Below are 21,749 nucleotides of genomic sequence, written 5' to 3'. Positions count from 1 at the left end.
TCGAGAGAGCGTTCTCACGCTCGCCCACATTAGCGTCCTATATATTGTCTATTTCAAATCTGAAGCCGGAAATACATCTTTTTCAAGCATATAATGTCGTTATATACGAACATTTATTATCTGAACCACGTTCGTCGTACCCATGTCAAACATCGAGCTGAGTTCCAGTCAGAACCGGGTGCTCACCGCGCTCGTGAACCTCTCCGAGGGGCGGGACGCGCCGGTACAGGGACGCGAGATCGCCGAGGCTATCGACCGCAACGCGGGGACGGTTCGCAACCGGATGGGGAGCCTCCGAACGCTCGGCCTCGTCGAGGGGGTCGCCGGGCCCGACGGCGGCTACGTGCCGACCGACGGCGCGTACGACGCCCTCGGGATCGAGCGCTTGGAGAACGCCGCGAGGACCCCCGTCGAGTGCGAGGGTGCGCCCGTCGAGGACGTCACGGTCGCGGAGATCGACCTGTCGAGCGTCGCGAACCCCGAACTGTGCCGCGCAGAGCTCGTGATCCGCGGGCCGGTCGGCCCCTTCGACGCGGGTGACCACGTCACCGTCGGCCCGACGCCCGCGACCGGGCTGCGGCTCTCGGGCGTGGTGGACGCGACGAACGTCGACGGCAACACCCTGCTGGTCCGCGTCGACGGCATGGAGACCCCGACGGGCGGCTCCGCGGCCTGAGTTACTCGCCCTCGATGGCCGCGGCGAGCCGCTCGCGGACGGCACCGGTCGCGGCCGCGGCGTGGCGCGCGTCGCGGTGTCGCTCGCCGAAGGCGACGCGCGCGCTGTCTGCGGCCTCGCGGTCGACCGCGAACTCCGCCTCCGGATACGCCACGTCCCACAGCACGAGCGGCTCGGGGGGTGCCGGGCCGACGCCCCGGCCGCCGGCGACCGGCTCGTCGGCGAGCAGTCGGTCGATCCACGCGAGGTCGGCCGTCCCCCGGCTCACCGCCCTGACCGCCGCGACGACCCGGCGCACGAGCGCCCGCGGGAACCCGCCCGCCGCGAGTTCGACGGCGAGCATGTCTCCCTCCCGGGTCGCCCGCGCGTCGAGGTCGCGGACCGTCCCCGTCTCGTCGGTCGTCAGGTTGTGGAAGTCGTGTTCGCCGTCGAACCGGGCGAGCGCGTCGCGGAACCGGTCGTCGTCGACCGCGTGTTCCGGGTCTCGGCGCGCCGCGTCGGAGCCGATTTCGCCCCCGCTCTCGCCCCCGTCACCGTTGCCGTCGCCGCCCTCGTCGCTGTCGTCGTCTGCGGGGGGCGCGTAGAGGTGATACCGGTACGTCCGCCGGACCGCGTCGTGGGTCGCGTGGAAGTCGTCCCCGACGTCGGCGGCGGCCCACACGCGGACCGCCCCCGGCAGGTGTCCGTTGAACGCGCGCGGCGTGAGCCACGTCGGTGCCTCGAACGCGACCGTCTGTGCCACCGCCGAGACCCCGGCGTCGGTCCGACCGGCGGCGGCGTAGCCGGGCGGCGTGGCGTGGGTCGGCCCGTCGCCGCGCTCGACGATCCCGTGTTCGGCGAGCGCGGCGAGGAGCGCATCCGAGACCGTGTGCGCGTGCGGCTGGCGCTGAAATCCGGCGTACCCGCGGCCGTCGTAGGCGACGCGGAACGCGCGGGTGACGGTCTCCCGTGAAGACGAGTCGCTCGTCACCGGCCCCGTGACGCGTCGTCAGCGTCGTCTTCCTTTTCCTCGTTTTCCGCCTCGGCCCCCGCAGCCGACTCGTCCATCGGAACCGTCACCACGGGCACGGACGCGACGCGGATGACCTTCTCCGTCACGCTCCCGAGGAGGAGCCGGCGGATCCCCCGCCGGGTGTGGCTCGGCATGACGACGATGTCAGCGCCGTCGTCGATCGCGTTCTCGATCACTTCCAGCGGCTCGCCGCGGACGACGCTGCCGACCGTCTCAACGCCGGCGGCCTCCAGTTCGCCGGTCACCGCTTCCACGCGTTTTTCGGCCGCGTCCGCGAGCCGATCGGAGAACGCCCCGGTCCGCGGCCCCGCGAGCGTGTCGGCCGCGGTGTCGGCGGCGGAGACGACGTGGACCGTCGCGTCGTAGCGGTCGGCGAGGCCGATCGCGTGTGCGATCGCGTCGTTCGCCTCGCCGCCGGGCGCGACGGGCAGGAGGATCTCGTCGTACATGTGCGCTACTGCTCCCGGCCGGGGGAAAACGGTACCGGCCGGGAGGAGTCGACGTCGGCCGACCGAGCGGCCGACACGCTCGCGGGACGGTCAGAGCCCGAGGGCGTCGAGCAGGTCGAAGCCGACGCCGGCGTAGCCGACGAGCTTGAACCCGAGGTAGATCCCGACGATCGCCATCACGCCCGGCAGTTCCGGCGGCGCAGGGATCGGAACGCGGAGGAACGCGAACAGCGCGCCGACCGTCACCCCGACGAGGAGGGCGGCGACGGTCAGGACGGAAGTCGAACTCATGTCGACGCGTCGGCGTCGTTCGTTCATAAGGGCGGTGTTCGCGGTCGGCGGGCCGCTCGCGCGGGGGGTAACGCGGATGGGTAGGGTTTTCCGACGCGCGCCCCTCCCGTCGGACATGGCACGAGAGGTTCACGATCCCGACAATCCGCAGGTGACGCTCCAGACCAACCACGGCGACATCGTCGTCGAGCTGTTCGCCGACCGCGCGCCGAAGACGGTCGAGAACTTCCTCGGTCTGGCCCGCCACGACCCCGCAGCCGACGCGGAGCCGGCCCCGGACACGAACACGTGGGAAGATCCCAAGACGGGCGAGGTCCGCGGCGACTCGCTGTACGAGGGCATCGTCTTCCACCGCGTCATCGACGACTTCATGATCCAGGGCGGCGACCCGATGGAGAACGGCCGCGGCGGTCCCGGCTACGAGTTCGACGACGAGTTCCACGACGACCTCACCCACGACGGCCCCGGCGTCCTCTCGATGGCGAACTCCGGCCCGAACACGAACGGCTCGCAGTTCTTCATCACGCTCGACGCTACCCCGCACCTCGACGGCAAACACGCCGTCTTCGGACAGGTGATCGACGGGATGGACGTCGTCGAGGAGATCGGCGGCGTGCCGACCGGCCGCAACGACGACCCGCGCGAGGCCGTCGAGATCGAGACCGTCGACGTCGACGAGTAACGCCGCGAACCATGGCGCGCGCGACGGCGACCGCGTCGCGGTCGCGTGTGCCGTTCTCTCAGATCGCTGTCGCGTGTGTCCCCCTCTCACGCGAGGGGGAGTTGAGAAGAGTTAAATTGTCCCCGGCGTAAGCGTAATTCGCGCTCGGTTGGTGTAGTCCGGCCAATCATGTTGGCCTTTCGGCGGACGCGGCGCGCCAGCGCCGGTTCGGAAGTCAGCCGACGACCAGGGTTCAAATCCCTGACCGAGCATCCACTCTTACACGGCGAGCGACGCGTCTCCGCGGGCGGGTGACGCGTCCGTTCCCCGAACGGTCCGAAGGGGAAGAATCACCTCCCTCGGCGACGTGGCTCGTCTATGAGCGACCCATCCGACGAGAGCGACCCATCCGACGACGGCGACAGCGCCGACGACCGCCGCATCGAGACCCGCGCGATCCACGCCGGCCAGGAGCCGGACCCGGAGACGGGGGCGCTGATGACCCCGATCCACGCGAACTCCACCTACGAGCAGGACGGGCCGGGCGAGCACCGCGGCTACGAGTACAGCCGGACGGGGAACCCGACGCGCACCGACCTCGAAGCGAACCTCGCCTCGCTGGAGTCGGGCAGCCACGCCCGCTGTTTCTCCTCGGGAATGGGCGCGATCAACACCGTCCTGAACCTGCTGTCCGCGGGCGACCACGTCGTCGCCGGCGACGACGTGTACGGCGGGACCCACCGGATCCTGACGCAGGTGTACGACGAGTACGACATCGAGACCTCGTTCGTCGACACCACGGACCACGACGCGGTCCGGGAGGCCATGCGCGAGGAGACGGAGCTGGTGTGGGTCGAGACGCCGACGAACCCGCTGATGAACGTCAACGACATCGGCGCGCTCGCCGACATCGCCCACGAGGCGGACGCGCTCTGTGCGGTCGACAACACCTTCGCGACGCCGTACCTCCAGCGCCCGCTCGAACACGGCGCGGACATCGTCTCCCAGTCGCTGACGAAGTACCTCGGCGGCCACTCGGACACCATCGGCGGGGCCCTCATCGTCGACGACGCGGAGCTCGACGAGCGGCTCGGCTTCTACCAGAACTCCGTCGGCGCGACGCCGGGGCCGTTCGACGCCTTCCTCGTCCTCCGCGGGACGAAGACGCTCCCCGTCCGGATGGACCGCCACTGCGAGAACGCGATGGCGCTCGCCGAGTGGCTGGAGGGACACGACGCGGTCGAGCGCGTCTACTACCCCGGACTGGAGTCGCACCCGGACCACGAGCTTGCGGCCGAGCAGATGGACGACTTCGGCGGCATGCTATCCTTCGAACTGGACGGCACCCTCGAAGAGGCCTCGACGGTCGTCAGCGAGACGGAGGTGTTCACGCTCGCGGAGTCGCTCGGCGGCGTCGAGAGCCTCATCGAGCAGCCGGCCGCGATGACCCACGCAGCCATTCCGCGCGAGGAGCGGCTCGCCGCCGGCCTCACCGACGGCCTCGTCCGCGTCTCCGTGGGAATCGAACACGTCGACGACATGAAGGCGGACCTTCGGGCGGCGTTCGACGCGGCGCTGTCGTAACCGGCCGGCGGGTCCGGAGCGGCGGCGAATCGCCCCCTTGAAGCGGGGCTTCGGGCGGATTCCTGTCGGTGTGGGATCATCAACTGGTTTATATCGGCCGCCGCACGGAGTTACGACACGAGCGATCCACCGTGGCACAGGAGCTACTGATACCGCTGGTCGCGGGGATCATCGGACTCGGCGTGCTCTCCCAGATCCTCGCCGCCCGCCTTCAGGTCCCGAGCATCATCTTCTTCCTGTTGGTCGGTGTCGTCATCGGCCGGCCGGGACTGGGGCTCGTCACGAGCGAGAGCTTCGGCGACTCGCTGCCGACGATCGTCGGCCTGGCGGTGGCGATCATCGTCTTCGAGGGGGCGTTCCACCTGGAGTTCGAGCGCATTCGCAAGGCACCGCGGGCGGCGGTCCGCCTCGTGACCGTCGGTGCCCTCATCGCGCTCGTCGGGACGGCGATTTCCGTCCGCCTCTTGGAGGGGCTCCCGTGGGAACTCTCCTTCGTTATCGGTGCCCTGCTCGTCGCAACCGGACCGACGGTCATCTCGCCCATCCTCGAAGTGGTCCCGGTCAGAGACCGGGTGTCGGCCGTCCTCGAGACCGAGGGGATCGTCAACGACGTCACGGCGGCGATCACCGCCGTCGTCCTCTTCGAGGCCGTGAACCCGACCGTCGCGGCGGAGGGGCTGGTTCAGGGGTTCGCGCTCCGGCTCGGTGAGGGACTGCTCGTCGGGCTCCTCGTGGCCGGGGTGCTCTACTACCTGCTCCAGTACGTCGACCTCTCGCGCGGCGCGGCACCGCGGAACGCGAGGCTGCTCGTTCTCGCCGGCGCGCTCGTCGCGTACGCCGGCGCGAACCAACTGGCGAGTGAGGCCGGCGTCGCGGCCGCCGCCACCGCCGGGCTGGTCCTCGGGAACTTGGACGTTCCCTATCAGGAGGAGATCACCGACTTCAAGGGGGACATCACGCTGCTCGTCCTGGCGTTCGTGTTCATCGCGCTCGCCGCACAGTTGCCCCCCGAGGCGATATTCGACGTCGGGCTCGCGGGCGTCGGCGTCGTGATCGCCGTCGCGCTGGTGATCCGGCCGCTGCTCGTGTTCGTCTCGACCATCGGCGACCGGTTCACCCTCTCCGAGCGGCTGTTCATCAGCGCCATCGGACCGCGGGGGATCATTCCGGCGTCGGTCGCGACGCTCTTCGCCACCGAACTCAGGGCCGCGGCCGTCGAACTCAACGACCCCGCCCTGGCGCAGCAGGCGGACCTGCTCATCGGCACGGTGTTCCTGGTCATCTTCGTCACCGCCCTCGTACAGGGCGGACTGGCGCGCCACATCGCGACGTACCTCAACGTGATACCCATGAGAGTCATCATCGTCGGAGGCGGACAGGTTGGACGCGCGCTCGCCGAACGCCTCGAAGACCGCGGGGAGAACGTCGTCATCATCGAGAACGATGAGGCGACCGTCGAATCGCTTCGAAACGACGGCTTCGCCACCGTCATCGGCGACGGCACGGACACCGACGTGCTGCGGGAGGGCGGGGCGTCGAACGCCAAGACCGTCGTCGCCGCTACCGGGGACGACGACGCGAACCTGCTCGTCGCACAGCTCTCGAAGACGAAGTTCGACGTGGAGACCGTCCTCGCGAAGGCCAACAACTCCGGCAACGTCGACGCGTTCGAAGACCTCGGCGTCCGGACCATCTCCGGCGCGATGGCGGCCGCGTGGGCGCTCGACAACCAGATCGAACGGCCGGACCTCGCCAACTGGATGACCGACGTCGGCCGGTCCGGCGACGTCCAGCAGGTCGAGGTCACGAGCGACTCGTTCGTCGGGAAGACGGTCCGCGAGGCCGGGCCCATGCTCCCGGACGCCTGTCTGATCGCCGTGCTCAGCAGGGGAGACGACAAGACCGTCGAGGTGCCGAGCGCGGACACGGTCATCCAGCGCGGAGACCAGATCACCCTCCTCGGACGCCGAGACGCCGTTCGGAAGGGGATGTCGCTGGTCAGTTCCGACTGACGCCCGGCGGCGTCGGCGGACGGTCGAATCGGGTCGGGGGCCTCCGGTCGGTCGGCGGAGCGGCATCGCGGACTCCTCCCTCGCTGACGACCACGCTTTTCACCGAGCGAGGAGACGGACGGCGCATGAGCGATCCGGACGTACTCGTGTTGCGACAGACGATCCACGGACTGGGACCCGACGAACTGGCGGCCGCGATCCGCGAGCGGCTCCCGGACGCCGAGGTCGCGCGAGCGCGAACCCCGACGGAGGAGCGAGAGCTCATCCGGACGGCGCGGGTAGCGGTCGGTCTCAACGTCGACGAGAATCTGCTCGCCGCCGCCGAGGAGCTGGAGCTGTTCGCCTGCGTGTTCGCGGGCACGGGGCATCTCCCCCGGGACCCCCTCGCCGATCACGGCGTCGCCGTGACGAACGCGTCCGGCGTCCACGGGCCGAACATCGCCGAGCACGTCGTCGGGTCGATGATCGCACACGCGCGGCAGTTCCACCGCGCGTACCGCCAGCAGTCCCGCCGCGAGTGGCGGACCTACGAGACGACGGAGGTGTACGGCTCGACGGTCGCGGTGGTCGGACTCGGGGCCATCGGGCAGGCGGTCGTCGACCGGCTGGAGTCGTTCGACGTTGAGACGGTCGGCGTCCGCTACTCCCCCGAGAAGGGGGGGCCGACCGACGAGGTGTACGGCTTCGACGAGTTCCACGAGGCCGTCACCGACGCGGAGTACGTCGTGCTGGCCTGCCCGCTCACCGAGACGACGCGGGGGTTGGTCGACGCCGACGCGCTCCGGACGATGCGGCCCGACGCCGTTTTGGTCAACATCGCCCGCGGCCCGGTCGTCGACACCGACGCCCTGGTGACTGAGCTCCGGAACAACCGGATCCGCGGCGCGGCGCTCGACGTCACCGACCCGGAGCCGCTCCCCGAGGACCACCCGCTCTGGGGACTGTCGAACGCGACGATCACGCCGCACAACGCTGGCCATACCCCGGAGTACTACGAGCGCGTCGCCGACATCCTCGCCGACAACGTCGCCCGGCTGGACGCCGGCGACGACCTGCGCAACCGCGTGGTGTAAGCGAGTGGGTTCGGTGGCCCGCGGAACGCTTCGGGTATATATATATATATCTATATAATTGAGGAACGTTCGAGCGCTTTTCACACCTTTTGAACTCGGTCCTCTCGGAAAATAGGTCTGTAGGGCCGAAAGAGACGGAGGAGAACCGACGAGTATCGAGGTATATATTTTGATCAAAATTAAGGTGTTTCGCTCCCGAGGGTGGGGTATGGAAACGCGGAAGGTCCAGGTCACCGGCGGCTCGACGTACACCGTGTCGATTCCGAAGACGTGGGCGACGGACAACGATGTCGAGGCCGGGACGGAGATCGAGTTCCACCCGGACGGCGACTCGCTGTTCCTCACGCCGCGCTCGGACGCGGAGCGGACGCGGGGGACGCTCGACATCGCCGACCTGTCCGGGCAGGCGCTCCGCCGCGCGGTGACGACGATGTACGTCAGCGGCTTCGACGTCATCGAACTCGAGGCGGCCGAGATCAGCACCGAGCAGCGCTCGACGATCCGCGACGCGGTCCAGAGCCTCGTCGGGCTGGAGGTGTTAGAGGAGACGCGCGACCGCGTCGTCGTTCAGGACTTGCTCGACTCCTCGGAGCTTTCGATCCACAACGCGGTCACGCGGATGCGGCTGATCTCCCTGTCGATGCTGGAGGACGCGATCACCGCGCTCGCGGAGCGCGACCACGACCTCGCGCGCGACGTGATCGGTCGCGACGACGACCTCGACCGCCTGTGGCTCGTCGTCTCGCGGATCTTCCGCGCCACGCTGCGGACGCCGAAGGCCGCCGAGGAGCTCGGGCTCCCGCGCGAGGAGTGTTTCGATTACCACTCCAGCGCCCGCCAGTTGGAGCGGATCGGCGACCACGCGACGAAGATCGCGCACCTGACGCTGAACATCGAGGAACCGCTCCCGGACGAGGTCGTCGAGGCGGTGAGCGACCTCCACGGCGACGCCGTCGACGTGATCGACACGGCGATGGACGCGCTGTTCGACGAGGACACGGAGGCGGCGACGCGCCGGGCGAACGAGGCCCGGACCGGCGTCAGAGCGATCGACGAGCGCGTCCGTGCCATCGACGAACTCCTCCGCGAACTCGACCCGACGCGCGCGCAGCTGCTCGGGCTGGTGGTCGACTCCGTCCTCCGGTCGGCCGACTACGGCGGCAACATCGCCGAGACCGCGCTCCAGAAGGCCGCGCCGACGCCGTGAACCGATCCCGGAGGCGATAGCCTCCGGGTGGACGGGTTTTTTGGGCGCGCTCCCCCGAGATGATCGCATGCCAGAAATCGAACTCGGCGTGCCGAAGGGCGTCGTCGAGTCGCTCCCGGAAGAGGAAGGGACCGCCGAACGCGACATGCGACGCGCCATCAGGGGGATCCAGTCGCGGCTGAACGACGCCCTCGACGAGGCGGACCCGGACGAGGCCGCCGAGGTCGTCGCCGACGCGGTCGAGCGCATGGAGACGCAGGCGAGCACGTACCACGAGTTCGTCCCGGAACTGCGCGCGTGGGGGCAGTCGCCTATCTACGCGATCGCGTGGCGGAACCTCTACCTCGAACTCATCGGCCAGCTGTACGACCACGAGTGGCTCGCCGACGACCTCGACCGCGAGCGCAACTTCCGGCTGGTCGAAGACGGGATCCGGCTCTCGGACCTGTGAGCTCTCGGCCGTCCGCTTCCGCGGCCGGCCGTTTCGGCCCGTGATCGCTTCCGCGGCCGGCCGCTTTTAAGCCGCCGCGCCACGACGTACTGATATGGAACTCGAACTGCGGTTCTTCGCGACGTTTCGCGAGGCCGCCGGCGGGAAGACGGTGAACGCGGAGTTCGCCGACGGCTCCACGGTCGGCGACGTGCTCCGGGAGCTGGAGTCGGAGTACGATGGCATGGCTGGTCGCCTGATCGTCGACGGCGACCTCGCGCCGCAGATCAACGTCCTGAAGAACGGCCGCGAGGTTCTCCACCTCGACGGACTCGACACGCCGATGGCGGACGGCGACCGGCTCTCGGTCTTCCCGCCGGTCGCGGGGGGCGCATGAGCGACGACGCGTCCGCGTCGGTTGAGGGGGCCGACGGCGACGCGAGCGCGCCGGACCTTCCCCCGGCCGAGGAGGGTTGGGAACGCCGGACGGTGGCGTACCGTGGCATCTCGCGGCGGCTCGCGGCCCACTACCTCGGGAACCTCGGCGGCGAGCTGGTGGGGACAGACGACCCCGCGGAGGCGACCCGCGTGGACGGCGACGGGTGGCGCGTGACCCTCAGCGCCGAGAAGGTGACCGCCGCGGCCGCGATCGAGATCACGGAGGTGACCGCCGAGTTCGCCGGCGACCCCGACGTGCTCGCCGACCTCCTCCCCAAGTACCGGCAGAAAGCGATGCGCGCCGGCGGGTGATGTCCGACGACGACGACAACGACGACGACGACGACGACGCGACCACCGGCTCGGGTTCTGACCCCGGCTCGGACCCCGACTCGTACCCGATCGAAGGGACCGCGCTGGTGAAGACCGCCGCGCTCGCGAGCGTGCCGGCCGCTGCCGTTCCGGAACTGCTCGCGCGGGTTCAAGCCGATCTCGGCCCTCGGATCGACGCGTACCGTCGGCGCTACGAGCGGATCGCGGCCGAGCCCGAGCGGGAGGCGTTCCTGGTTGAGCCCGACCACTGGGAGGCGGTCGGCGAACGGCTCGGACTCACCGAGCGCGAGCGCGACGCCGTGGCCCGGGCCCACGAGGCGGCCGTCGAGCGGATCGGCTCCGGGAACGACCGGCGAGAGGAGTTCGACACCGCCTTGGAGATCCGGTCCGGCGTCGTGATCGGAGCCGGTCGCGACGGCGAGGACGGCGACGACGACACCACCGACGCCGACGGCGGCGAGTGATTTCGGGCTGGTCGTCGCCGCGCACCGCCGGTCACCGGTCCTTTTCAAGTCGTAGCACGCACGTGTCCGCATGCGACTCGCTCGACTGCTCACCCCGGACGGTCCCGTGGCCGGCCGCTACGTCGACAGCGAAATCGTCACCGAGGACGGTCGCTATGAGGTCGGTCGCGACGGGCGGCTGCTCCCCCCTTGTGACCCCAGTGCGCTGTACTGCGTCGGCCGGAACTACGCGGAGACCCTCGATCAGATGGACTACGAGCGGCCCGAGGAGCCGGACTTCTTCATCAAGCCGCCGACGAGCCTGCTCGCACAGGGCGAGGCGATCCGGTACCCCGAGTGGACCGACGAACTGACCTACGCCGGCGAACTGGTGGCGGTGATCGACGAGCGCTGCCGCGACCTCGCGCCCGAGGAGGTGCCGGAGGTCGTGCGCGGCTACACGGTCATGAACGACGTGGACGCGCTCGACCAGCAGGGTCGGACCGCGCGCAAGGCGTTCGACGGGTCGGCACCGCTCGGGCCGTGGATCGAGACCGACGTGGACCCGACGGACCTCGATATCGAGACCACCGTCGGCGGCGAGACGCGGCAGGACGCCAGCACGGAGCTGATGCTGTTCGGTCCTCACGAGATCGTCTCGTACCTCTCGAAGCGGTTCACGTTCGAACCGGGCGACTGTATCGCCTTCGGCAGCCCCGCGAACCCCGGTCTCGTCGAACCCGGCGAGCGCGTCGAGATCACCTACGAGGGGGTCGGCACCCTCTCGAACCCGGTCGTCGCGCCGGACGCGGAGTAGTCGGTTCGCGGACGCAGGGCGCAGAGCAACTACCCCTTCTCACGTTTCTGTCGGATCGAGGTCGTCGCCAGTCGCGTCCCCAATGTAATCGTTAGCGCGCGCCAGCGCTTCGTCCTCGCCGGTCCGCACGTACTCCCCGAGCGCGTTAGCGCCCCCGACGAGGGCGTCCGCGGTCGCGGGCGGCACGTCGCCCCCGAGCGCGTCGACTCGCGCGACGCGGTCGCGGAGGCGCTCGAAGGCGTCGCGGGCCGGGCCGATCCTAGTTTCTGGTCGCTTTCCTTCGACGGCGACCGTCGGACCGTCTTCGGCCTCGTCAGCATCGTCGGCGTCGTCAGCCCCGGTTCCGTCGGCGTCGTCAGCCCCGGTTCCGTCGGTGTCGGCCTCGAGTTCGTCGAGGAAATCGAGGGCGTCGCTCCGGTACGCCTCGACCGCGCGCACAGACGCCATCCCCCTCGCCTCCCGGAGCGCGGTCGGGACCTCGTCGGCCGGCGGTCGCTCGCCGTCGTCGGCCTCGGCGAGCAGCCGGAGGAGGTACTCGCGGTCGGCGTCGGTCGGGTCCCGGAGCCGCTCGAAGCAGTCGACGGCCTCCAGCAGTTCGCGGGCCGCGAGGTAGGTCCCGTCGAGGGGAGTGAGCCGTCCGCCGTCGATGAACCCGCGCTTCCGGCAGTACTCCCGGAGGTCCGACTGGAGGTCGTCCACTCCCGATCGGGGGAGGGTTTCCGGCGCGTCCCCGAACCGCTCTCGGTGTGCGGAGAGGTCGAGCGTGACGGCCGCGTCGGTGTGTGCGGTGCGGGCGTCAACGCCGACGCTGCGCAGGTCGCCACAGTTCGGACACGCGACGGAGCCGGTCTCGTAGTACGACCACCGCGTGCCGCAGGACTGGCACTCGCGTTCGCCGCGGACCTTCATACAGACTGATTCGTCGCGTCCCCCCTAAACGGCTGCGGGTCGGGAGGTCGTCCCCGGCGGCGCGGGTGACAGCCGATTCGACGCTCGTCGTCGAACCCTATTTGGCGCTCTTCGTCGAACGACCGGTATGAGCTGGCACGCCGTCGACGCCCTCGACCGCGCCGTCGACGCGACGCGGCGCTTCCTCTTCCCCTTCGACGCTGTGCGGTGGGCGAAGCTCGCGTTCCTCGTCCTCGTCATGGCCGGCGGAACGGCCGGCGCATTTCGGGTCGGTCCGTCGGGCGTCGGGGTTTCGACCGCCGGAGTCGGTTTGTGGACTGAGCTTTCCTCCACCGGAGGCGAGTCGGCCGCGACCGTGACGGAGGCGACACAGGCAGGTGTGGGACCGATGTCGGCCGAAATCGAGCGCGTCGTCGCCCGGGTCGCCGAGCGCGTCGTCGCCCGGGTCGCCGAGCGCGTCGCGGCCCTCGACGATGCGCTGGTGGTCGTAATCGCCGGCGGCGCGCTGGCGGTCGCGGTCGCTCTCGCCGCGTGTTCGGTCGCCTTTCGGCTCGTCTTCTACGACGCGCTCGCGACGAACGAGGTCGCGCTCTGGCAGCCGTTCCGCGCCCGGTTCCGACAGGCGCTGGGGCTCCTCGCGGTCACGGCGGCGCTCGCGACCGCGGCCGCGGTCCCCGCCGTCGCGTTCGTCGTCGCCCTCCACCCCGAGGCGGCCCGCCTGCTCGGCGTTCCGGCGGGTGGTCTCTTCGACCTGTCGACCGCCGGGACGGCCGTACTCGGTGCGTTCTGTGCCGTGTTCGCCGCCGTCTGCGTTCTCGCGAGTCGGCTCACGTTCGAGTTCGTCTCGCCGACGATGGTCGCCCGGGAGACGGGCGTTCTCGGCGCGTGGCGTCGGGTATGGCCGTCGCTCCGCGGATCGCCGCTTGACGTCGTCGTCTACCTCGCGGTCCACGCGGTCGTCGGGGCCGGCGTCGGGTTCGTTCAGGCCGTCGCGGTCGCTGTCGCGGGCGGCGTCGTCGGCGCGGTCGCCCTCGTCGCGCTGGTGCTCGCAGCGGTCCCGCTCGGCGGACTCGGGGCACTCGTCGGGACGACCGCGGGCGGCGTCGTGCTCGTCGCGGTGCTAGGCTGTGCGGTCGCCGCCACCGCGGCCCTCGTGCTTCCGGTGCGAGTGGTGACTCGGACGTATCTGATCACCTACGAGGTCTCGACGCTCGCCGGTATCGACCCGGAGTCAGCCCCGTTGGGGTTGTCTCCGTCGGCCCCGGAACCGGTCACGAGCGACGAGCGAGAGCCGGGCGTCGGGAGCTGATCGGATCGTCGAACGTCGAATTACATATTCGACACCATGGATAGATTTTTACTCCGTTCATGAATGGAGGGAGACATGGGACTGGACGACGACGCGCGGGAGTACCACCGGCAGGAGCCGCCCGGAAAGATCGAGATCGAGACGACGAAGCCCACGAACACCCAGCGAGACCTCTCTTTAGCCTACTCGCCGGGTGTCGCGGCCCCGTGTCGCGACATCGCGGCCGACCCCGAGTCGGTCTTCGAGTACACGGCGAAGGGGAACCTCGTGGCCGTCGTGTCCAACGGGTCCGCCGTCCTCGGGCTCGGGGACATCGGCGCGTCCGCGTCGAAACCCGTCATGGAGGGCAAGGGCGTGCTGTTCAAGCGCTTCGCCGACATCGACGTGTTCGACATTGAGCTCGACATCGACTCCGTCGACCCGTTCTGCGAGGCGGTGAAGGCGATGGAGCCGACGTTCGGCGGGATCAACTTAGAGGACATCAAGGCCCCGGAGTGTTTCAAGATCGAGGAGCGGCTCCGCGAGGAGATGGACGTGCCCGTGTTCCATGACGACCAGCACGGCACCGCGATCATCTCCGGCGCGGCGCTGATGAACGCCGTCGACATCTCCGACAAGGAACTCTCCGAACTGGACATCGTCTTCTCCGGTGCCGGCGCGTCCGCCATCGCGACGGCCCGGTTCTACGTCTCGCTGGGCGCTCGCAAAGAGAACATCACGATGTGCGACTCCTCGGGCATTATCACCGAGGAGCGCGTCGCGGCGGGCGAGGTCAACGAGTACAAGAGCCAGTTCGCCAGCGAGGGCGAGGGCGGCGACCTCGCGGACGCCATGGAGGGCGCGGACGTGTTCGTCGGCCTCTCCGTCGGCGGGATCGTCTCGCAGGAGATGGTCCGCTCGATGGCGTCGGATCCGATCATCTTCGCGATGGCGAACCCGGACCCGGAGATCACCTATGAGGACGCGAAGGACGCCCGCGACGACACGGTGATCATGGCGACGGGCCGATCCGACTACCCGAACATGGTGAACAACGTCCTCGGGTTCCCCTTCTTGTTCCGCGGCGCGCTCGACGTGCGCGCGACGGAGATCAACGAGGAGATGAAGGCGGCCGCCGCGGAGGCGCTCGCCGACCTCGCGCGAAAGGACGTCCCGGACGCGGTCGTGAAGGCGTACGGCGACGACCCGCTCCAGTTCGGTCCCGACTACGTCATCCCGAAGCCGCTCGATCCGCGGGTGCTGTTCGAGTTGGCACCCCGCGTCGCGGAGGCCGCGATGGAGTCCGGGTCGGCCCGGACCGAGATCGACTTAGACAAGTACCGCGAGCGGCTCGAAGCCCGGCTGGGCAAGTCCCGCGAGATGATGCGGGTCGTGTTGAACAAGGCGAAGAGCGACCCGAAGCGGATCGCGCTCGCCGAGGGGACCGACGAGAAGATGATCCGCGCGGCCTATCAGCTCTCCGAGCAAGGGATCGCGGAGCCGGTGTTGCTCGGTGACGCCGACACCATCTCGCAGACCGCGGCCGAACTCGGCCTCTCGTTCCGTCCCGAGGTCGTCGACCCCGACGACCGCGACGTCTCCGGGTACGGCGAGCGGCTGTACGAGCTCCGCAAGCGCAAGGGGATTACGAAACGCGAGGCGGACGACCTCGTCAAGCGGGACACCAACTACCTCGGCAGCGTCATGGTCGAGACCGGCGACGTCGACGCGATGCTCACCGGACTCACGCACCACTACCCGTCCGCGCTTCGACCGCCGCTTCAGATCGTCGGGTCGGCCGAGGACACGGACACCGTCGCGGGCGTGTACATGCTGACATTCAAGAATCGGGTCATCTTCTGTGCCGACACGACGGTCAACCAAGATCCGGACGCGGAAACGCTGGCGGAGGTGACGCGCCACACCGCCGACCTCGCGCGACGGTTTAACGTCGAACCGCGCGCGGCGATGCTGTCGTACTCCAACTTCGGCAGCGTCGACAACGAGGGGACGCGGAAGCCGCGCGACGCGGTGAACATCCTCCAGTCGGACGACGGCGTCAATTTCCCGGTTGACGGCGAGATGCAGGCCGACACCGCGGTCGTCGACGACATCCTCAACGGGACCTACGAGTTCTCCGAACTCGACGACGCGGCGAACGTCCTCGTGTTCCCGAACCTCGAAGCCGGGAACATCGGGTACAAGCTGCTCCAGCGGCTCGGCGGTGCCGAGGCCATCGGACCGATGCTCGTCGGCATGGACGAGCCGGTCCACGTTCTCCAGCGCGGCGACGAGGTGAAAGACATCGTCAACCTCGCCAGCGTGGCCGTCGTGGACGCACAAGAGTAGACTGCGTCGCGCGGGGCCGGACAGCGTCCGTAGCTCCGTCGCGTCCGCGTCACGTTCCCGTCCGCGTCACGTTCGCAGCCGCGTCCCTTTTGTTACCGTAATAGTGCTCGTCCTCGGAACAGTGGCGTCCGTTCTTGCTCGGAGAGACACACCGTGTTTCCGGTGAAATAGGGGTGTGGATGGGTGTGGGTGGGGCGTTGAGAACTTCATTATGTTCTATATAGAACAACAGGTTTTATTACGTAATCCGGTGTACGGCTCGCCAAGTGAATTCAGCTACGGTTCGCTGAGAGCCGGTCCGGTATTTCACCGGAAACGAGGTCTCCCTCTGGCGGAACTGGTTGACCCTGCCGAACACCTCATTTCCGGTGAAACGTGGTGTGTCGGTGACCGCCCGTCGCCGTCGCTCTGATATAGGTTGTGCGTTGCTACTGCTTCGATCTACTGTGCTGCTACGTATCTTCATAGAACCTCGTCTTTAGAGTTTCTGGATGGGATATTCTTTCCCTCCGATTGCCGTTTCCTGACCGTTGGTGTGGCGATCAGAGACTCTCACCCTCGGGGACTTACTCTGCGTTCGGTCAGCCCCGTAAGGATCTCCCACCCGACTCTACCCCACCCGACTCTACCCCACCCGACTCTACCCCACCCGACTCTACCCCACCCGACTCTACCCCACCCGACTCTACCCAACCCCCGTTTCACCGGAAACACGGTGTGTGTCTCGAACGCCGATCACCTCACTGATCCCTTCCGCGCGCGGTAACGAAACGGAACGCATTTCACCGGAAACGCGGTGTCTCCCTCATGGACGCAGCGGACGACCTCTTCACGAGAGAGGACCCCATCTTCGCGAACAAGGAACTCCTCGAGATCAGCCACCTCCCGGGAGAGGGGCGTATCGTCGGTCGAGACGACGAGATCGCCGACCTGGCGACGGCGGTCAACCCAGCGATCTTCGGACAGAGCCCGAGCAACGTGCTCATCTACGGGAAGACGGGTACCGGAAAGTCGCTGTGTGCGAAGTACGTCTCGAAGCGACTCGTCTCGACGGCCAGCGAGGAAGGCGTCACGGCGACGTTCGCTTACGTCGACTGCGCGCAGGACACCACCGAGACGCAGGCGGTTCAGACGATCGCCGAAGGCGTCAACGATCCCGAGGAGACCGGCATCAACGTTCCCGACAAGGGACTCTCGACGTCCACGTACTACAAGCGGCTCTGGCGGATCCTCGATCAGCGATACGACGTCGTCCTGATCCTCCTCGACGAGATCGACAAACTCGACGACGACGCCATCCTGATGCAGCTGTCCCGCGCCGGCGAGGCCGGAAAGATCACCGACTGTAAGCTCGGCGTCGTCGGGATCAGCAACAAGATCCAGTACAAAGACCGCATGGACGAACGCGTCAAATCGAGCCTCTGTGAGCGCGAGTTCGTCTTCCCGCCGTACGACGCGAACCAGTTGCGTGAGATCATGCAGGCGCGCGCGGACGCGTTCCACGACGACGTCCTCGAACCGTCGACGATCCCCCGCGCCGCCGCGCTGGCCGCGCGCGAACACGGTGACGCCCGAAAAGCGATCGACATCCTTCGGTACGCCGGCGAGATCGCTCAGGCGAACGGCGAACCCACGGTCCGTGAGGAGTTCGTCACGCAGGCGCGCGAACGCGCGGAGACCGATCGGTTCCGAGAACTCATCCGCGGGTCCACGCCTCATTCGCGGTACGTCCTTCAGGCGCTCGCGCTGCTGTCGCTCTCGAACGGGCGACAGGACGGGTTCCGAACGAGCCGGGTGTACGAGATATACGAGAATATCTGTCGACAGGAGGGTTCTGACAGCCTCTCGCTCCGACGCGTCCGCGACCTCCTGAAGGAACACGCGTTCCTCGACATCATCGAGCAGTCGAAACACAGCGGCGGCAGCGCTGAGGGCAGCTACACGAAACACCAACTGTTGGAGGATCCGAGTGTCGTGAAAGAGGTTCTCACCGAAGACGACGCGGAAGCGTAATCCGGCCGTACCGGCCACTCGGCGTCAGTTCCCCGGTGCGCCGTCACCCTCCGCCGAAACACGGGGTCCGAACAAACCGATCGATGTGAGACCGCGTCAGCCGAGGAGGCCGAGTCCTTCGATGCGCTCGACAATCTCCTCGACCGCCTCTTCAGCGTCATCGGTGCGCTTGCCACCCGTGATGACGATCTTCCCGCTCCCGAAGAGGAGGATGACCACTTCGGGCTCGTCCATCCGGTAGACGAGTCCCGGGAACTGCTCCGGCTCGTACTCCACGTCTTCGAGACCGAGGCCGATCGCGAGGGCGTTGAGGTTGAGGTTGTGCCCGAGATCCGCGCTCGACACGATGTTCTGCACGGTGATTTCCGGATCGTCCTCAACTGGGATCTGGAGACCCCGGAGCTTCTCGAAGATGATTCCGAGCGCTTCGTGGACATCGTCGATGCTCTTCGCGCCCGTACAGACGATCTTGCCCGAACGGAAGATAAGCGCGGCCGCCTTCGGCTCTTGGGTCCGGTACACGAGTCCGGGGAAGTTGTCGGGGTTGAAGTCCGCGCCCGGGAGATCCTCCGCGAGCGCCTCCAAATCGAGCTCCTGGCCGATACCCGTCGATGCAACAACGTTTTGAATCTCGATCGAGTCTGCAGGGTTCGTCATCGTTCGCTTTTATATGTGGTCCCCTCCCTTATAAACGCCCGTGGTATAAACAACCGACCGGCTTCGCAACGGTAGTGGTCCGATTACACGCGCACGAGACGGATCGAATTCCACCTCAGAACTCATGACAACTTACGGATGAGTGTGTCCGTGACCCTCGTTCACGCGACCTTTCGACCGTCCTCGTTTCACCTCGGTGTTATGGCGTCTCAACCGATCGGTATCTCGCTGATCGTTCCATGAAACCGCATGACGTGGCGCAGATGGTTCGACGGGGTTAAATACGACCCGGGCATTTGAAGAAATGCGAGGAGCCCCCGACGTGGGGGCACCGGCCGGCCGCAGACGCGGCCGGTCGAAAGCGTTCCGACGTGCTTAAGTGTATAAGCCCGTTCGGTCAATACGCGAAGAACGCACCGCGGACTCGGGCCGTTCAACTCGGCCCGGTTTCGCAGAGTCGGCATGTCCGACTCACCCGATGAGGATCGCGCCCCCTGCGCTCCGGCGTAAGCGGCGATCTGATGTGAGCCGTGGTCGTTCGGTGCCATCCAAGCCGCTGGCTGGTCNGATGAGGATCGCGCCCCCTGCGCTCCGGCGTAAGCGGCGATCTGATGTGAGCCGTGGTCGTTCGGTGCCATCCAAGCCGCTGGCTGGTCCCGGACACCACACAGACCAATGCAATGGTGTGTCAACTCTCGTCTCCAACGAGATTGACACCCGCCAACACCCCCTTCGAGCCGGGAATCAGGCTCGAAGGATATTCATTCCGGTTGATCCTGCCGGAGGCCATTGCTATTGGGATCCGATTTAGCCATGCTAGTCGTACGAGTTCACACTCGTGGCGAATAGCTCAGTAACACGTGGCCAAACTACCCTTCGGAGCGCAATACCCTCGGGAAACTGAGGCTAATAGCGCATACCATACCACCACTGGAATGAGTGGTATGCCAAACGCTCCGGCGCCGAAGGATGTGGCTGCGGCCGATTAGGTAGACGGTGGGGTAACGGCCCACCGTGCCAATAATCGGTATGGGTCATGAGAGTGAGAACCCAGAGACGGAATCTGAGACAAGATTCCGGGCCCTACGGGGCGCAGCAGGCGCGAAACCTTTACACTGCACGACAGTGCGATAGGGGGATCCCAAGTGCACAGGCATAGCGCCTGTGCTTTTCGACACCCTAAGGCGGTGTCAGAATAAGGGCTGGGCAAGACCGGTGCCAGCCGCCGCGGTAATACCGGCAGCCCAAGTGATGGCCGATCTTATTGGGCCTAAAGCGTCCGTAGCTGGCCACGCAAGTCCATCGGGAAATCCACCTGCCCAACAGGTGGGCGCCCGGTAGAAACTGCGTGGCTTGGGACCGGAAGGCGCGACGGGTACGTCCGGGGTAGGAGTGAAATCCCGTAATCCTGGACGGACCGCCGATGGCGAAAGCACGTCGCGAGAACGGATCCGACAGTGAGGGACGAAAGCCAGGGTCTCGAACCGGATTAGATACCCGGGTAGTCCTGGCCGTAAACAATGTCTGCTAGGTGTGGCTCCCACTACGAGTGGGTGCTGTGCCGTAGGGAAGCCGCTAAGCAGACCGCCTGGGAAGTACGTCCGCAAGGATGAAACTTAAAGGAATTGGCGGGGGAGCACTACAACCGGAGGAGCCTGCGGTTTAATTGGACTCAACGCCGGACATCTCACCAGCATCGACTGTAGTAATGACGATCAGGTTGATGACCTTATCCGAGCTTCAGAGAGGAGGTGCATGGCCGCCGTCAGCTCGTACCGTGAGGCGTCCTGTTAAGTCAGGCAACGAGCGAGACCCGCATCCTTACTTGCCAGCAGTATCGCGAGATAGCTGGGGACAGTAGGGAGACCGCCGTGGCTAACACGGAGGAAGGAACGGGCAACGGTAGGTCAGTATGCCCCGAATGTGCTGGGCAACACGCGGGCTACAATGGTCGAGACAAAGGGTTCCAACTCCGAAAGGAGACGGTAATCTCAGAAACTCGATCGTAGTTCGGATTGTGGGCTGCAACTCGCCCACATGAAGCTGGATTCGGTAGTAATCGCGTGTCACAAGCGCGCGGTGAATACGTCCCTGCTCCTTGCACACACCGCCCGTCAAAGCACCCGAGTGAGGTCCGGATGAGGCGCGCCACGCGCGTCGAATCTGGGCTTCGCAAGGGGGCTTAAGTCGTAACAAGGTAGCCGTAGGGGAATCTGCGGCTGGATCACCTCCACCGACCCGAGACTCGCCCTCTGGGCGAGCTCACCTTACGACCGTCTCTTCAGACGGTCACTACTCATTCGCACTGGTCTGTGTACGTCCGCCCACCCACCGGCTTGGACACCTTAGAACGACCACGGCCCACACAACACGCGAGAACCTTCCCCACAGGGAAGGTGGGCTCATAGCTCAGCGGTAGAGTGCCTCCCTTGCAAGGAGGATGCCCTGGGTTCGAATCCCAGTGAGTCCATGTCCGTTCGGACCGAATCCGTCCCCTTATACGGGAGGCGTGATTCGGACTGAACACGACGACCGATGCACCATCCCGGGAAACCGCGGATGGGAAGGGTTCGACGAACGCCCCGTCACCCCCGGGGCGATTCAATGACAACCGTGTATACGTGCGATCCAGACGTCCACTGAACTCATCCGAGTTCGTGGAACGTCAGTGAACCATATACAGTCGGAATACTCTGACGAGTATTTCTGACACCGTCAGCACTCTCTTCTGAGAGTTGGCTGACACACTACTGGCTACTGTGCCAGCTGGTGAATGGCTCGGCTCGAGAGCCGACGACGGACGTGCCAAGCTGCGAAAAGCNTGAGAGTTGGCTGACACACTACTGGCTACTGTGCCAGCTGGTGAATGGCTCGGCTCGAGAGCCGACGACGGACGTGCCAAGCTGCGAAAAGCTCATGGGACCCGCATGGAGGGAAAGAACATGAGATCTCCCAATCGGAATCCGTTCAACAATTGCCACGCGCAATAGGGAACGCCCTGAATTGAAACATCTCAGTAAGGGCAGGAAAAGAACGCAAACGCGATGTCGTCAGTAACCGCGAGTAAACGCGACACAGCCCAAACCGAAGGTCTTCGGACCAATGTG

Annotated in this window: 19 protein-coding genes, 2 tRNA genes and 2 rRNA genes; 18 read left to right on the top strand and 5 right to left on the bottom strand. The window is 66.8% G+C overall.

Features of this window, described 5'->3' with window-relative positions:
* Positions 1 to 142 precede the first annotated feature (142 nt).
* Positions 143 to 676: an Rrf2 family transcriptional regulator gene (locus tag C472_RS00115; protein WP_006627731.1), complete on the top strand. Its 534-nt coding sequence runs from the start codon at positions 143 to 145 to the stop codon at positions 674 to 676.
* Between the two features lies 1 nt (position 677).
* Here the strand turns inward: C472_RS00115 and C472_RS00110 are convergent, their stop codons facing one another.
* The 3 genes from C472_RS00110 to C472_RS00100 all read right to left on the bottom strand — a co-directional run bounded on the left by C472_RS00110 (position 678) and on the right by C472_RS00100 (position 2,428).
* Positions 678 to 1,646: a hypothetical protein gene (locus C472_RS00110; protein WP_006627730.1), complete on the bottom strand. Its 969-nt coding sequence runs from the start codon at positions 1,644 to 1,646 to the stop codon at positions 678 to 680.
* Positions 1,643 to 2,137: a universal stress protein gene (locus tag C472_RS00105; protein WP_006627729.1), complete on the bottom strand. Its 495-nt coding sequence runs from the start codon at positions 2,135 to 2,137 to the stop codon at positions 1,643 to 1,645. The genes C472_RS00110 and C472_RS00105 overlap by 4 nt, the downstream gene beginning before the upstream one ends.
* Positions 2,138 to 2,227: 90 nt before the next feature.
* Positions 2,228 to 2,428, bottom strand: a complete 201-nt coding sequence (locus tag C472_RS00100; RefSeq protein ID WP_049906101.1) for a XapX domain-containing protein — start codon at positions 2,426 to 2,428, stop codon at positions 2,228 to 2,230.
* 115 nt (positions 2,429 to 2,543) lie between these two features.
* On the opposite strand from C472_RS00100, the gene C472_RS00095 reads away from it, so the two are divergent.
* The 11 genes from C472_RS00095 (at position 2,544) to C472_RS00045 (ending at position 11,426) form a co-directional block, all read left to right on the top strand.
* Positions 2,544 to 3,110 (top strand): peptidylprolyl isomerase, encoded by a 567-nt coding sequence (locus C472_RS00095; RefSeq protein ID WP_006627727.1) that lies wholly within the window; start codon positions 2,544 to 2,546, stop codon positions 3,108 to 3,110.
* 142 nt (positions 3,111 to 3,252) lie between these two features.
* Positions 3,253 to 3,361 (top strand) — tRNA-Glu (locus tag C472_RS00090).
* 106 nt (positions 3,362 to 3,467) lie between these two features.
* Complete coding sequence (locus tag C472_RS00085; RefSeq protein WP_006627726.1) at positions 3,468 to 4,673, top strand: cystathionine gamma-synthase; 1,206 nt, start codon at positions 3,468 to 3,470, stop codon at positions 4,671 to 4,673.
* A gap of 131 nt (positions 4,674 to 4,804) precedes the next feature.
* Positions 4,805 to 6,685: a cation:proton antiporter domain-containing protein gene (locus tag C472_RS00080; RefSeq protein ID WP_006627725.1), complete on the top strand. Its 1,881-nt coding sequence runs from the start codon at positions 4,805 to 4,807 to the stop codon at positions 6,683 to 6,685.
* 125 nt (positions 6,686 to 6,810) lie between these two features.
* The gene (locus C472_RS00075) at positions 6,811 to 7,758 is read left to right on the top strand and encodes a D-2-hydroxyacid dehydrogenase (protein WP_006627724.1); all 948 of its coding nucleotides are present in this window, start codon (positions 6,811 to 6,813) and stop codon (positions 7,756 to 7,758) included.
* Between the two features lie 208 nt (positions 7,759 to 7,966).
* Complete coding sequence (locus C472_RS00070) at positions 7,967 to 8,965, top strand: phosphate signaling complex PhoU family protein (protein WP_006627723.1); 999 nt, start codon at positions 7,967 to 7,969, stop codon at positions 8,963 to 8,965.
* A 67-nt stretch (positions 8,966 to 9,032) separates the two neighbouring features.
* Positions 9,033 to 9,416 (top strand): hypothetical protein, encoded by a 384-nt coding sequence (locus tag C472_RS00065; RefSeq protein ID WP_006627722.1) that lies wholly within the window; start codon positions 9,033 to 9,035, stop codon positions 9,414 to 9,416.
* Between the two features lie 94 nt (positions 9,417 to 9,510).
* Positions 9,511 to 9,792, top strand: coding sequence for a ubiquitin-like small modifier protein 1 (locus tag C472_RS00060; RefSeq protein ID WP_006627721.1), 282 nt, complete (start codon positions 9,511 to 9,513; stop codon positions 9,790 to 9,792).
* Complete coding sequence (locus tag C472_RS00055; RefSeq protein ID WP_006627720.1) at positions 9,789 to 10,145, top strand: hypothetical protein; 357 nt, start codon at positions 9,789 to 9,791, stop codon at positions 10,143 to 10,145. The genes C472_RS00060 and C472_RS00055 overlap by 4 nt, the downstream gene beginning before the upstream one ends.
* Positions 10,145 to 10,630, top strand: a complete 486-nt coding sequence (locus tag C472_RS00050; protein WP_006627719.1) for a hypothetical protein — start codon at positions 10,145 to 10,147, stop codon at positions 10,628 to 10,630. Before C472_RS00055 ends, C472_RS00050 begins: the two co-directional genes overlap by 1 nt.
* 70 nt (positions 10,631 to 10,700) lie before the next feature.
* Positions 10,701 to 11,426 (top strand): fumarylacetoacetate hydrolase family protein, encoded by a 726-nt coding sequence (locus C472_RS00045; RefSeq protein ID WP_006627718.1) that lies wholly within the window; start codon positions 10,701 to 10,703, stop codon positions 11,424 to 11,426.
* A gap of 39 nt (positions 11,427 to 11,465) precedes the next feature.
* Here the strand turns inward: C472_RS00045 and C472_RS00040 are convergent, their stop codons facing one another.
* Complete coding sequence (locus C472_RS00040; RefSeq protein ID WP_006627717.1) at positions 11,466 to 12,335, bottom strand: DUF7117 family protein; 870 nt, start codon at positions 12,333 to 12,335, stop codon at positions 11,466 to 11,468.
* A gap of 127 nt (positions 12,336 to 12,462) precedes the next feature.
* On the opposite strand from C472_RS00040, the gene C472_RS00035 reads away from it, so the two are divergent.
* The 3 genes from C472_RS00035 (at position 12,463) to C472_RS00025 (ending at position 17,985) form a co-directional block, all read left to right on the top strand.
* On the top strand, positions 12,463 to 13,644 hold the full coding sequence (locus tag C472_RS00035) for a DUF7544 domain-containing protein (RefSeq protein ID WP_006627716.1): 1,182 nt from the start codon (positions 12,463 to 12,465) through the stop codon (positions 13,642 to 13,644).
* A gap of 75 nt (positions 13,645 to 13,719) precedes the next feature.
* On the top strand, positions 13,720 to 15,972 hold the full coding sequence (locus C472_RS00030; protein ID WP_006627715.1) for an NADP-dependent malic enzyme: 2,253 nt from the start codon (positions 13,720 to 13,722) through the stop codon (positions 15,970 to 15,972).
* An 807-nt stretch (positions 15,973 to 16,779) separates the two neighbouring features.
* Complete coding sequence (locus C472_RS00025; protein ID WP_004598511.1) at positions 16,780 to 17,985, top strand: Cdc6/Cdc18 family protein; 1,206 nt, start codon at positions 16,780 to 16,782, stop codon at positions 17,983 to 17,985.
* Between the two features lie 96 nt (positions 17,986 to 18,081).
* Here the strand turns inward: C472_RS00025 and C472_RS00020 are convergent, their stop codons facing one another.
* Positions 18,082 to 18,642 carry a TATA-box-binding protein gene (locus tag C472_RS00020; RefSeq protein ID WP_004046033.1) on the bottom strand — a complete coding sequence of 187 codons (561 nt, stop codon included), beginning with the start codon at positions 18,640 to 18,642 and terminating at the stop codon, positions 18,082 to 18,084.
* A 763-nt stretch (positions 18,643 to 19,405) separates the two neighbouring features.
* Here C472_RS00020 and C472_RS00015 point away from each other — a divergent pair.
* From C472_RS00015 to C472_RS17615, 3 genes are all read left to right on the top strand, one after another.
* Positions 19,406 to 20,875: ribosomal RNA gene (locus C472_RS00015) — 16S ribosomal RNA — on the top strand.
* A 165-nt stretch (positions 20,876 to 21,040) separates the two neighbouring features.
* Positions 21,041 to 21,112: transfer RNA gene (locus C472_RS00010), tRNA-Ala, on the top strand.
* A gap of 368 nt (positions 21,113 to 21,480) precedes the next feature.
* Positions 21,481 to 21,749: ribosomal RNA gene (locus tag C472_RS17615) — 23S ribosomal RNA — on the top strand; the annotation flags it as partial.

The sequence above is a fragment of the Halorubrum tebenquichense DSM 14210 genome, assembly GCF_000337415.1.
In the GTDB taxonomy this organism is placed as follows: domain Archaea; phylum Halobacteriota; class Halobacteria; order Halobacteriales; family Haloferacaceae; genus Halorubrum; species Halorubrum tebenquichense.
Note: the sequence above shows the minus strand (reverse complement) of the source record. Positions and strands in the feature narration are given on the sequence as shown.

What these genes read in the sequence shown, in the direction of transcription:
- C472_RS00115 (WP_006627731.1), top strand. Translation starts at nt 143, where the DNA reads ATGTCAAACATCGAGCTGAGTTCCAGTCAGAACCGGGTGCTCACCGCG.
- C472_RS00105 (WP_006627729.1), bottom strand. Translation starts at nt 2,137, where the DNA reads ATGTACGACGAGATCCTCCTGCCCGTCGCGCCCGGCGGCGAGGCGAAC.
- C472_RS00100 (WP_049906101.1), bottom strand. Translation starts at nt 2,428, where the DNA reads ATGAGTTCGACTTCCGTCCTGACCGTCGCCGCCCTCCTCGTCGGGGTG.
- C472_RS00095 (WP_006627727.1), top strand. Translation starts at nt 2,544, where the DNA reads ATGGCACGAGAGGTTCACGATCCCGACAATCCGCAGGTGACGCTCCAG.
- C472_RS00085 (WP_006627726.1), top strand. Translation starts at nt 3,468, where the DNA reads ATGAGCGACCCATCCGACGAGAGCGACCCATCCGACGACGGCGACAGC.
- C472_RS00075 (WP_006627724.1), top strand. Translation starts at nt 6,811, where the DNA reads ATGAGCGATCCGGACGTACTCGTGTTGCGACAGACGATCCACGGACTG.
- C472_RS00070 (WP_006627723.1), top strand. Translation starts at nt 7,967, where the DNA reads ATGGAAACGCGGAAGGTCCAGGTCACCGGCGGCTCGACGTACACCGTG.
- C472_RS00065 (WP_006627722.1), top strand. Translation starts at nt 9,033, where the DNA reads ATGCCAGAAATCGAACTCGGCGTGCCGAAGGGCGTCGTCGAGTCGCTC.
- C472_RS00060 (WP_006627721.1), top strand. Translation starts at nt 9,511, where the DNA reads ATGGAACTCGAACTGCGGTTCTTCGCGACGTTTCGCGAGGCCGCCGGC.
- C472_RS00055 (WP_006627720.1), top strand. Translation starts at nt 9,789, where the DNA reads ATGAGCGACGACGCGTCCGCGTCGGTTGAGGGGGCCGACGGCGACGCG.
- C472_RS00050 (WP_006627719.1), top strand. Translation starts at nt 10,145, where the DNA reads ATGTCCGACGACGACGACAACGACGACGACGACGACGACGCGACCACC.
- C472_RS00045 (WP_006627718.1), top strand. Translation starts at nt 10,701, where the DNA reads ATGCGACTCGCTCGACTGCTCACCCCGGACGGTCCCGTGGCCGGCCGC.
- C472_RS00040 (WP_006627717.1), bottom strand. Translation starts at nt 12,335, where the DNA reads ATGAAGGTCCGCGGCGAACGCGAGTGCCAGTCCTGCGGCACGCGGTGG.
- C472_RS00035 (WP_006627716.1), top strand. Translation starts at nt 12,463, where the DNA reads ATGAGCTGGCACGCCGTCGACGCCCTCGACCGCGCCGTCGACGCGACG.
- C472_RS00030 (WP_006627715.1), top strand. Translation starts at nt 13,720, where the DNA reads ATGGGACTGGACGACGACGCGCGGGAGTACCACCGGCAGGAGCCGCCC.
- C472_RS00025 (WP_004598511.1), top strand. Translation starts at nt 16,780, where the DNA reads ATGGACGCAGCGGACGACCTCTTCACGAGAGAGGACCCCATCTTCGCG.
- C472_RS00020 (WP_004046033.1), bottom strand. Translation starts at nt 18,642, where the DNA reads ATGACGAACCCTGCAGACTCGATCGAGATTCAAAACGTTGTTGCATCG.